This is a genomic window from Corallococcus exercitus (genome assembly GCF_003611585.1).
Classification (GTDB): domain Bacteria; phylum Myxococcota; class Myxococcia; order Myxococcales; family Myxococcaceae; genus Corallococcus; species Corallococcus exercitus.
On sequence record NZ_RAVW01000084.1, the window covers coordinates 17,911 to 28,070 of the forward strand.

9 protein-coding genes are annotated in these 10,160 nt (G+C 70.0%); 4 read left to right on the forward strand and 5 right to left on the reverse strand.

Going from position 1 to position 10,160, the window contains the following annotated elements; genetic code table 11:
• Positions 1-30: 30 nt before the first annotated feature.
• A complete protein-coding gene (locus D7W79_RS13165) occupies positions 31-1,311 on the reverse strand; it encodes a FadR/GntR family transcriptional regulator (protein ID WP_120525721.1) in 1,281 nt (426 codons plus the stop codon).
• 551 nt (positions 1,312-1,862) lie between these two features.
• On the opposite strand from D7W79_RS13165, the gene D7W79_RS13170 reads away from it, so the two are divergent.
• A complete protein-coding gene (locus D7W79_RS13170) occupies positions 1,863-3,161 on the forward strand; it encodes an acetamidase/formamidase family protein (protein ID WP_120525722.1) in 1,299 nt (432 codons plus the stop codon).
• A 143-nt stretch (positions 3,162-3,304) separates the two neighbouring features.
• Positions 3,305-3,889: an SRPBCC family protein gene (locus D7W79_RS13175; RefSeq protein WP_120525723.1), complete on the forward strand. Its 585-nt coding sequence runs from the start codon at positions 3,305-3,307 to the stop codon at positions 3,887-3,889.
• A 10-nt stretch (positions 3,890-3,899) separates the two neighbouring features.
• On the opposite strand, the gene D7W79_RS13180 is transcribed toward D7W79_RS13175, so the two are convergent.
• The 4 genes from D7W79_RS13180 to D7W79_RS13195 all read right to left on the reverse strand — a co-directional run bounded on the left by D7W79_RS13180 (position 3,900) and on the right by D7W79_RS13195 (position 7,605).
• Complete coding sequence (locus D7W79_RS13180) at positions 3,900-5,126, reverse strand: serine hydrolase domain-containing protein (RefSeq protein WP_120525724.1); 1,227 nt, start codon at positions 5,124-5,126, stop codon at positions 3,900-3,902.
• Positions 5,127-5,188: 62 nt separating this feature from the next.
• Positions 5,189-5,818, reverse strand: a complete 630-nt coding sequence (locus D7W79_RS13185; RefSeq protein WP_244221747.1) for a 2OG-Fe(II) oxygenase — start codon at positions 5,816-5,818, stop codon at positions 5,189-5,191.
• A 73-nt stretch (positions 5,819-5,891) separates the two neighbouring features.
• Positions 5,892-6,830, reverse strand: coding sequence for an ATP-grasp domain-containing protein (locus tag D7W79_RS13190; RefSeq protein WP_120525726.1), 939 nt, complete (start codon positions 6,828-6,830; stop codon positions 5,892-5,894).
• 28 nt (positions 6,831-6,858) lie between these two features.
• Positions 6,859-7,605, reverse strand: a complete 747-nt coding sequence (locus D7W79_RS13195) for a hypothetical protein (RefSeq protein WP_120525727.1) — start codon at positions 7,603-7,605, stop codon at positions 6,859-6,861.
• 171 nt (positions 7,606-7,776) lie between these two features.
• On the opposite strand from D7W79_RS13195, the gene D7W79_RS13200 reads away from it, so the two are divergent.
• Both D7W79_RS13200 and D7W79_RS46435 read left to right on the forward strand, forming a co-directional pair.
• A complete protein-coding gene (locus D7W79_RS13200) occupies positions 7,777-9,120 on the forward strand; it encodes an erythromycin esterase family protein (protein WP_120525728.1) in 1,344 nt (447 codons plus the stop codon).
• Between the two features lie 71 nt (positions 9,121-9,191).
• Positions 9,192-10,160: WD40 repeat domain-containing protein (locus D7W79_RS46435; protein ID WP_147441909.1), on the forward strand; the 969-nt coding region annotated here is incomplete at its 3' end.

Genomic DNA, 10,160 nt, shown 5'->3' on the forward strand with positions numbered 1-10,160 from the left:
ACCCAGGCGGGCCGCCCTCCTTCCGCGCTGTCACGCGGGTTTGTCCGCGGAGTCCGGCAGGTGGAGCCTCGTGCTGGAACCCCCCTCCGAGCTCGAAGCATCCGAACCTTTCCAACAGTCGGACGGGTTGCCCAAGGCCGCTCCCGTCACGCCCACCCCTGTGCTCTTCCCACCGGGCTCACAGGGGAGAAGCCCCCATGCCGCAGAAGAGAGCAGTGCCTTGCCGTCAGGCTCCACCAGGCAGTCCGGCCCATGAGGACAGGGGACCTCAGCGACCGACACAAGGCGGCCGGGTGCGTCGTCCTCCGCGCAGGGGCATGCCCCGGCTGCATCGTCCTGCTCGTTGGCTGACGTATGGGCATTGAGGCCACGCTCCTCAACGCACGGGCGTGCCTCCAGTGCTTCCTCCTGCTGGACGGCCAGCGCAGTGGCCTTGAGACCACGAGCTTCAGCACAGGGGCGTGCCTCGAATGGGTCGTCATGCTCGGTGTCTGCCGCCGGGGCGGTGAGGCCACGCTCCTCTAGCGGCTCGTCCTGCGCGGTGGCTGACGCGGGGGCTTCGAGAACGCTCTGCTGGGCGTGGGATTCCTCAGGGGACGCATGCTCCCGACGGGCTGGAGCGAAGGCGTCCAGTACGCCATCGTCGCACGCCTTCAGCAGCGCCGGCAGTTGGTGCGTCAGCGCCTGCACGTCGCGCTCGCCCAGGGCGCGCTCCGCGCACACGGCCCATTGTCGCAGCGACTCGCCACCCATGAGGAACTGCAATTGGGCTGCATTGCCCCTCATGGCCCGTTGCAGTGACTGAATGAGGAGCAGGTGCCCAGGACGGGCTGCCGCGTGGGCCGCCAGTCGTAGCAACTCGAATTCCAACTGCGCGCAGCGTGCACCCGGCGCCCAGCGCGCCGCATCCCAGAGTGTGAAGCAGATGGCCTCCAGTTGGCTCATCTGCGCCTCGGAGGCGCTCGCGCAGCAGTCAGCCAGCAGCTCCACCAGCACCTGCCGCTTGAGGCTGAAGAAGCCCTCCAAAAGACGCCGGCACTCCTCTGTGCGCTTGTCATGCAGCGCCAGGCCCAGGTTCTCCAGCGTCAGCGACTCATCCAGTGCCACCGCGCGCGTCTTGCGTCCGGAGCGCTGTACCACCAGGCCTCGCGCCGCCAGCCGCCGCAGCGCCTCCCGCACGGTGCCCCGGCAGCAGTCAAACTCACGCGCCAGCTTCTCTTCCGAGCCGAACTGCCCCCTCGGCAGCATTCCCAGCGCAATCGCGCGCTCGAGTTGCTCCTCCACGTACGCCACGAGTCCCGCCCGCACCATCACCGTCGCCCTCCTCGCCAAAGCCACGCCCATCCAACCAGAGGGGTCTGACATGGACGCGAGGGCCCACCGACTTCGTCGGATGCCGAGCCAGCGCGGCCTGGGGCCTCATGCAGCGTGAACCCGCCCGACAGTTGGACCGGTTTGATGGACGCGCGGGTCCACCGTCCTCGCCGGCTCCTGGTCGGCGTGCCCCTGGGCCCCATGCTGCGCGAACCTGTCCGACTGTCGGACAGGTTTTGCGGAACGGGCTCCCGGGGAGCCCCCCTGACGAGGGCCTGGCTTCGCCCACTCCGGCGCAACGTCGCGGCCCGCCATTGCGCTCCTTGAGGCGCGTGTCCTCGCGCCGAGCTTCGGGTCGCCGGGGTTGTTGAGCCGCTTCGGGCGACATGCTCCTGCGCGGGAGGGCTCTCCTGCATGCGGCGCCGTGGACGGTCCAGTGATGGATGGTGGAGTCGCCCGGTGCGGCCAGAGCCGTGGCGCTCCTCTTGGCATCCCCGGTGCTTCAGGTCCTCGCGCGTCGGGGGCCTTCCTCTACACTGCGCCGGCCCATGCTCCGCTTCCTCTCCGTCCTTCTCTGCTGTCTCCCGGCCAGTGTGCTCGCAGCCTCCGAGTCCTGGCTCGTGACGACCGACCTGTGGGGCAACCCCGCCTATCAACTGCTCATACTGGAGCGTGACGGGAAGCGGCTCTTGGGGGAACTGGACGGGGATGCTCTGAAGGGGGAGCGCACGGGCAACTCCGTCCACTTCGTCGTCACGGACTCGCGTCAACAGACCTACGTCTTCGATGGCAAGGTGAATGGTGAATCGCTTCGCGGCACCGCGGACTACCCCGACAGCAACAACCCGAAGGCGCGGGTGCCGCATGCCTTCTCGGCCCGGTTGCTTCCCGTGCGTCCCGCCGGGGCTCCGCGCGTGCACGACTTCACGCCCACCTCGTGGTCCAACGAGTTCACCGCGCACCGTGCGCCGGTACTGACGGTCTGGCCGGGCGATACGGTGCGCACCTCCACGCTCGATTCCGGTGGCATGGACGCGAAGGGCGTCACCCGCGCCCTCTTCGGCAACCCGCAGACGGGGCCGTTCTTCATCGCCACCGCGAACCCGGGTGACACGCTGGCCATCCGCATCCGCCGCCTCAAGCTGAACCGCACGTTCGCGGACAGCCTGGACAGCATCGTGGGCCGCGCGCTCACGACGGGCCTGGCCGCGAAGGCGACGGAGCTGGGCAAGCCCGTTCGCTGGAAGCTTGACCTCGAGCGTGGCGTGGCGGCCCCGGAGACTCCGACGGAACGCCTGAAGACCTTCACCGTGCCGCTGCGGCCCATGCTGGGCGGCCTGGCGGTGGCGCCCGGCTTCGGCGCCGCGCCCCTGTCCACCGGCGACACCGGCCGCTACGGCGGCAACATGGACTTCAACGAAGTCGTGGAGGGCAACACCGTCTACCTGCCCGTGGCGCAGCCCGGGGCGCTCCTGTACCTGGGGGATGCGCACGCCGCGCAGGGCGATGGCGAGACGTCCCAGTACGCGCTGGAGACGTCCATGGACGTCGAATTCACCGTGGACGTCCTGCACGGCAAGCCGCCGCCCTCGACGCCCCGCGTGGAGTCGCCCACGCACCTGATGGCGCTGGGGCAGGGCGGTTCGCTGGATGACGCCCTTCGCTCCGCGACGCAGGGCCTGACGCAGTGGCTGGAGCAGGACTACGGGCTCACGCTGTCGGAGAGCGCGCAGGTGCTGGGCAGCTCCGTGCAATACGTCGTCGCGAACCTGGCGGGGCGCAGCGTGGGCGTCGCCGCGAAGCTGGACAAGGCTCGGCTCCAGGCGCTCCGACCCGTGGGGAAGTGACCGTTCGCCCGGGTGGGGCCGGGTAGGCGCCTGCCTCCAAAAGGGGGCGAAATGCCGTGTCGATTTCGCGGCCCCTCGTTCGACGTGGAGCGGAACCCTCCCGCTGACCCGGGAGCTGCCTTGACACGAACAGGAAGCCCGCCATGGCCATCAAGCTCGCAATTGCCGCCCTCATCCTCGTCGTCGCGCTGGGCGCCTTTGTCGCCACCCGGCCGGACCGCTTCCGCATCGAGCGCAACGCGCACGTGGCTGCGCCCCCGGCCACCGTCTTCGCGCTGATCAACAACCTGCGCCGGTTCGACACGTGGAATCCGTACCGCTCCGAGCCCGCGCCCGGCGTGACCCAGTCCTTCGCGGGGCCTGACGAGGGACCGGGCGCCAGCTTCACCTACGGCGGTGGCAAGTCCGGGGATGGTCGCATGACCATCGTGGAGAGCCAGCCCGGCGCGCGCGTCGTCCTCAAGCTGGAGTTCTTCAAGCCGTTCGAAGCCACGAACCAGGCCGTCTTCACGCTCACGCCCGAGAACGGCGGCACCCGCGTGAGCTGGAGCATGGAGGGCGAGAACACCCTGCTGGGAAAGGTGATGTCGCTCGTCGTGAACATGGACACGATGCTCGGCAAGGACTTCGAGCGGGGGCTCGCGAACCTGGACGCCGCCGCGCGGAGCGGCGCCCCGTCCACCACCGCGAGTGCCCAGCCCGGCGCGACCCCCGCCCCGGCGCTCTGAAGGCCGCGCTTCAGTCCTCCAGGGCCCGGTACGCGCTCTTGGAGAACTCCATGGCCAGGGCCTCGTCGTCGGGGCCCTGCATCCTTCGCTGGAGCAGGAGGACGGCCGTCAGGTCCTGCTGGGGATCGATGAAGAACATCGGGCCGTAGCCACCACCCCAGCCGTAGCGGCCGGCGGTGGGAGAGACGCCGTCCGGCTTCGTGGTGACGGACCCGCCGAAGCCCCACCCCGATGCATCCCAGAAGCCGGGGAAGAAGGGCGAGGCGGCCTTCTGCTCCTCCGGAATCTGATCCGTCAGCATCGCCTGGATGCTCGCGCGGGACAGCACGCGGGTTCCCCCGGCCATGCCACCGGCGAGCAGCATCCGGCAGAAGGCCAGGACGTCATCCGCCGTGGACACCAGCCCGCCCTGGCCTCCTCCCGAGATGAAGACGGGAGGCCGGGACCAGTAGCTGTTCGCGGGCGTGTCCCAGGCCTCCAGCCGTCCCGTGGCCGGGTCGCGAGCGTAGGCCATCGTGAGCCGGTCGAGCTTCTCCGCGGGCACGATGAACGCCGTGTCCTTCATGCCCAGCGGCACGAAGAGCCGTTCACGGAGGAAGTCGTCGAAGCGCATGCCCGACGCCCGCGCGACCAGCACGCCCAGGACCTCATAGCCCGTGTGATAGGCCCACCGCTCTCCAGGTTGATGGAGGAGCGGCAGCGTGCCCAGCTGGCGCATGAACTCGTCGGGTGGATCCGTGATGGCTTGGAAGCCGGGCGTCACCCGGGCCTCGGCCATGGCCCGCTGGATGGGATGCGTGCCGGGCGGTGCCATCACCGCGCCCAGGCCCCAGCGCAGCGTGAGCAGGTCACGCACGGTGATGGCGCGCTTCGCGGGAACGGTGTCGTCGAGTGGGCCGTCCGGCCTGCGCAGGACGCGGCGGTTCGCCAGCTCCGGCAGCCACGGGTCCACGGCGCCGTCGAGCGCCAGCTTCCCTTCCTCCACGAGCATCAGCGTGGCCACCGCCGTGATGGGCTTGGCCATGGACGCGAGGCGGAAGAGGCTGTCCCGCCTCATGGGAGGACCGGCGGTGAGGTCCTTGGTTCCCAGCGCGTCGACGTGCACGGTGTCCCCGCGCGCCACCAGCGCGACGAGGCCGGGCAGCTCTCCGCGCTCGATGTGGCCCCGCAGGGCGGACGTCAGGTCAGCGAGCCGTGTCTGGGAAAGACCGCGAAGCGCCTGGCCATGGTTGGACATGCGCTCGAGTGTAGCCCCGCGCGGCCGGCCGCGAGCCTGGGTTCGAGGGAAGGGCCGGGCGCTCAACGCTTCGCGAGGATGAAGGCCGTGACGGAGTAGCGCTGGTGGCCCTGCGCCGCGGACGTCCACTCCGTCACGCGGTGGGGGGCACCCCTCGCGCGGAAGATGAACACCGAGTTGAAGAGCGGGGGGACGCGCATCATGTCCGCGTCCGCTTCAGGATGCCGGAAGGTGAGGACGCCGCCGAAGCGGTCCTCCCAGGGGCGCGTGAAGTTGTAGACGACGGCGAGCCCTTCCTCGTCCGTGTCGTGGTGCTCCGGGAAGTGCTCGCCCACCTCCATGCGCGACACCTGCACCTGCCGGGTCTCCAGGGGCTGTGGCCAGCCCACCAGCGCGGCGTGGAAGGCCGCGCCGTCCTCGCTCTTGAGCCACGCGCAGAAGTCCGTCAGGGCGGAGGGCGCCTGCTGGTCCAGCGGCGCGATGTGCAGGGCATAGGCGCCGTGGTGGTGGCGCACGAACCGCGCGTCGCGCAGGGCCTGGTGCATCGCCTCGGCGCGCTCCGGGAAGAGGACGTCCCGGAGGCAGACGTGCAGCACCCGGCCCCCTTCGGCGAACTCATGGCGGATGGCGGCGTGCAGCGTGTCGGACGCGGACGCCAGCCGCGTCCAGGCGGTCGCGGACGGCGGGAACACCTCCGGCCTGGGGGCGGGGACGGGGCCGAAGATGCTGTCGGCGAAGTCCGCGATGAAGAACCCGCTCGGGCGCTCAGGCCTTGGAGACGAGGTAGCTGGCGAGCCGGGTGATGACTTTGCCGTCGCGCGGATCATCGAAGAAGGAGATGGCGGGAGTGGGGTTGAATTCAAGCGCCACGAAGGCACCCTCGGACGTGCGCCGCAGGTCCACCGCCGTGAAGACCATGCCCAGCGCCCTGGCGCCCTTGAGGCACAACGCCCAGGCTTCCTTCGGCAGGCGGGCGGGCTTCACCCGGTGCAGGTTCTGCCGCGCGTCCACCACGCCGTCGGTGGGGATGTGGAAGGCGGCCACGGGCTCGCCGTCGAGCACGTAGGCGCGGAACTCGTCGCCGGTAATCTGCTCCTGGAACAGCACGGGGCAGTTGGCGAGCAACTGGAGCCGCTCGTCGGTGAGGTCCGCCTCCTCCACCTTGCGCACCATCGCGCCGCCGCCCAGCGGCTTGTAGATGACGGACCCGTGGCGCGCGACGAACTCGCGCACCGCGTCTGGCGAAGCGGTGGCCAGGCTGCTGGGGACGGGGATGCGGTGACGGCGCAGCAGGGCCAGCTGGTGCAGCTTCAGGTAGTGCAGCTCCACCGCCTCCAGCGGGTTGACGAACGAGCAGCCACGCCGGTGGAGCGAGCGCAGCACGGAGTGCAGGAACGACTGGCGCTCCCGCTCCGCCAGGTATTGCTCCTGCCAGCGCGGGAAGTTGCGCCCGGTCAGGGCCTCGGCCTCGGGGACCGGGAGCGAGAGGCGCACGAGCTTGAGGTAGAACGAGCGCAGGTCGCTGAGACATTCACCGTCCCAGTGCACCTCGCCGTCCTCCCAGGACAACGCGGCGGAGTCCGGCACCCGGTCCGTCTCCAGGACGACGGCTCGCGCCCGACGACGCTCCACCGCTTCAGCGACGAAGCGGGTGGCGTCATCCGAACGCGAGCCGATGACCACGACCTTCTTGCGCGACTTCATGGGGGCCGTGACTTCGCCTTCCGGTCGCTCAGACCGGGCTGTCCATCTTGACCTTCACGATGCCGCCATCCAGGGGCTTCAAGTCCGGGAGCTTCGAGCCACGGGTGGGGTCGTCCATCATGACCTTCACCAGGCCGCCGTCCTTCGGCGGCGTGAAGTCCGGCAGCTTCAATCCGCCAGTGGGGTCGTCCATCCGGATCTTCACCCGGCCGCCGTCTGGCGGCGTGAAGTCCGGCAGCTTCGAACCACGGGTGGGGTCGTCCATCATGACCTTCACCAGGCCGCCGTCCGTGGGGGGCTTGAAGTCCGGGAGCTTCAAGCCACCGGTCGGGTCATCCATCCGGATCTTCACCCGGCCGCCGTCCGGCGGAGTGAAGTCCGGCAGCTTCGAGCCACGGGTGGGGTCGTCCATCATGACCTTCACGACGCCGCTGTCCGCAGGGGGCTTGAAGCTGGAACCGCCCGTAGTGCCGCCGCCACGGAGGGGATCGTCCGCGACGATCTTCACGATGACGCCGTCGTCCGGGTTCTTGAGGCTGTCGTTCTTGCCCTTCACGAAGCTGTCCGCGAGTTCGCGGGCCTTCGGGGTCAACTTCACCTGCTCGAAGGCGTCACGCAGCTGGTTCTTCTGCTGGGGAGTCAGCTTGCCCACGTCGGCGCCCTGGAGCGCCTTCTTCAGGGCCGGAGCGCCCACTGCCTTGCCGTCCGTGCTGGCGGTCTTCAGGGCGGTCTTCAGCGACGAGATGAAGCCCGTGGGGGATTTGATCTGGGTCATGGGGGAGTCCTTTGGGAGGAGTTATCGCCGCCCCCGGGTCAGGAGTTGCTTGATTCTCTGAACCTAAGAGTTCCCGAGGACTCCCAGGGACTTGGGCGCCGCCTGGCTGCTCGCTGCCTTCCATCCACGCGGGGCGACCCAACCCTTGAAGAAAAGGGGGGAGGAGACACCATGGCGACCCGGGAGGACGCACTGCTGGTGCGAGCCATCGCGGAGACCGTGCGGCCGCTCCAGGGAACGCGGGAGGATCTTGATCCGCTGATGGACCTGGTGGGAGACGCACGGTGCGTGCTGATTGGCGAGGCGACCCACGGCACGCATGAGTTCTACCGGCTGCGCGCGCTCCTGACGCGGCGGCTCATCGAGGAGAAGGGCTTCAGCGCCGTCGCGGTGGAGGCGGACTGGCCGGACGCGTACCGCATCAACCGCTACGTGCGCGCGATGGGCAGGGACGTGGACGCGGTGGAGTCGCTCGCCGACTTCCAGCGCTTCCCTTCGTGGATGTGGCGCAACGCGGACGTGCTGGACTTCGCGGGCTGGCTGCGGACGCACAACGACCGGCGCCCGGCGCGGGAGAAGGTCGGGTTCTACGGGCTGGACCTCTACAGCCTCCATGGCTCCATGGGCGCGGTGCTCAGTTACCTGGACCGGGCGGATCCGGAGGCCGCGAAGCGCGCCCGGCACCGCTACGCGTGCTTTGAGCACTTCGGAGAGGATCCGCAGGACTACGGCCATGCCACGTCGCTGGGGCTGTCACCGGACTGCGAGCGCCAGGTCATCGCCCAGCTCCGGGAGCTGCAGCGGGAGCGCGAGTCCCTGCTGCACCGGGACGGGCACGCGGCGGAGGACGCGCAGTTCGAGGCGGAGCAGAACGCGCGCGTCGTCCGGAACGCGGAGGAGTACTACCGGTCGATGTTCCATGGGCGCGTCTCGTCCTGGAACCTGCGCGACACGCACATGGCGGACACGCTGGACGCGCTGCTGGCGTTCCTGACGCGGCGCTCGGGCGACGCGCGGATCGTGGTCTGGGCGCACAACTCCCACGTCGGGGATGCTCGCGCGACGGAGATGGGGGACTCGGGCGAGGTGAACCTGGGGCAGCTGACGCGCCAGCGGCACCCGGGACAGACGCGGCTCATCGGCTTCAGCACGTACCGGGGCACCGTCACCGCGGCCTCCAACTGGGGCGGGGCCGCCGAGCGGAAGAAGGTCCGCCACGGGCTGCCCGGCAGCTGCGAGTCCCTCTTCCACCAGGTCGGGCTGCCGGGCTTCCTGTTGAACCTCCGCGAGCTGGGAGAGGCCGCCGGAGCAATCCGCGAGCGGCGCCTGCAGCGGGCCATCGGCGTCATCTACCGGCCCGACACGGAGCGCATGAGCCACTACTTCCACACCCGGCTGCCGGAGCAGTTCGACGCGATGCTGCACCTCGATGAGACGCGGGCGCTCGAACCACTGGAGCGCACCGCGGGCTGGGAGCGCGGCGAAGCGCCGGAGACCTATCCGACGGGCCTGTAGGCCCGGGCATGGCTTCCTCCCAGCTCCGGGGTACGGTCCTGCCCCGAAGGCGCGTTCCCGGGAGGAGACTCATGCGGTGGTGGTGTCTCGCGCTGTTGCTTGCTTCCTGTTCGGCGCACCGCTCCTCCGGCGGCGGCACGCCGGACGCCACGAAGGAGCGGGACCTGCGGGCCCGCGTCTACGAGGCGAAGGGCGAAGCGGCCACCGAGTCCAGGCAGTGGGGCGTGGCGGCGGCCTCGTTCGCGCTGGCCCGGGCATCGCGGGACTCGCTCGCCGCGCAGTGGGGGCAGGGCCGGGCGGTGGATCACGCCTCCACACTGCGCTGGTCGAAGCGGATCCAGGGCTCGGTGCTGGCCCTGGCGTTCACGCCGGATGGCCGGGTGCTGGCCTCCGGTCACTACGACTCCGTCGTCCGGCTCTGGGACGTGGATCGCGGCGAGCTGCTGGCGGAGCTCCGGGGCCACACGGCCGAGGTCCACGCCGTCGCCTTCTCACCGGACGGCCGCTGGCTGGCTTCCGCGGGCAGGCCCGGGGAAATCCGTGTCTGGGATTGGCGCCAGGGCCGGCAGCGCGCCGTGATTCCGGGACACACCGACGTCGTGCGCGGGCTCGCCTTCTCGCCCGACGGCAGGCAGCTGGCCTCCGGTGGCCTGGACAAGGCGGTCCGCGTCTGGAACGCCGAGACCGGCGCCGAACAGCTGCGCTTCGAACACGACGACTACGTCATCGCCGTCGCCTTCTCGCCGGACGGTGGACGGCTCCTGTCGACGAGCGCGGACCGGAGCGCGCGGGTCTGGGACCTGGCGTCGCGCAAGGAGGTCCACCGCCTCGTGGGCCATGCGGAGAAGGTGGAGTCGGGCGCGTTCTCCTCGGATGGACAGCGCATCATGACGGCGGCGGGCGACCGGGCCGTGCGCTTCTGGGACGCCCGGTCGGGACAACTCGTGGACGTGCTGCGTGACTCCGGCAATGTCTCCGTCGCGGCCATCGACGGTGGGTCTGGCTCTTATACACATCTGACGCTGCCGACGATAAGGCGC

Excerpts from the sequence above, each read along its gene's own strand:
- D7W79_RS13165 (WP_120525721.1), bottom strand. The coding sequence starts at position 1,311 with ATGGTGCGGGCGGGACTCGTGGCGTACGTGGAGGAGCAACTCGAGCGC.
- D7W79_RS13170 (WP_120525722.1), top strand. The coding sequence starts at position 1,863 with ATGCTCCGCTTCCTCTCCGTCCTTCTCTGCTGTCTCCCGGCCAGTGTG.
- D7W79_RS13175 (WP_120525723.1), top strand. The coding sequence starts at position 3,305 with ATGGCCATCAAGCTCGCAATTGCCGCCCTCATCCTCGTCGTCGCGCTG.
- D7W79_RS13180 (WP_120525724.1), bottom strand. The coding sequence starts at position 5,126 with ATGTCCAACCATGGCCAGGCGCTTCGCGGTCTTTCCCAGACACGGCTC.
- D7W79_RS13190 (WP_120525726.1), bottom strand. The coding sequence starts at position 6,830 with ATGAAGTCGCGCAAGAAGGTCGTGGTCATCGGCTCGCGTTCGGATGAC.
- D7W79_RS13195 (WP_120525727.1), bottom strand. The coding sequence starts at position 7,605 with ATGACCCAGATCAAATCCCCCACGGGCTTCATCTCGTCGCTGAAGACC.
- D7W79_RS13200 (WP_120525728.1), top strand. The coding sequence starts at position 7,777 with ATGGCGACCCGGGAGGACGCACTGCTGGTGCGAGCCATCGCGGAGACC.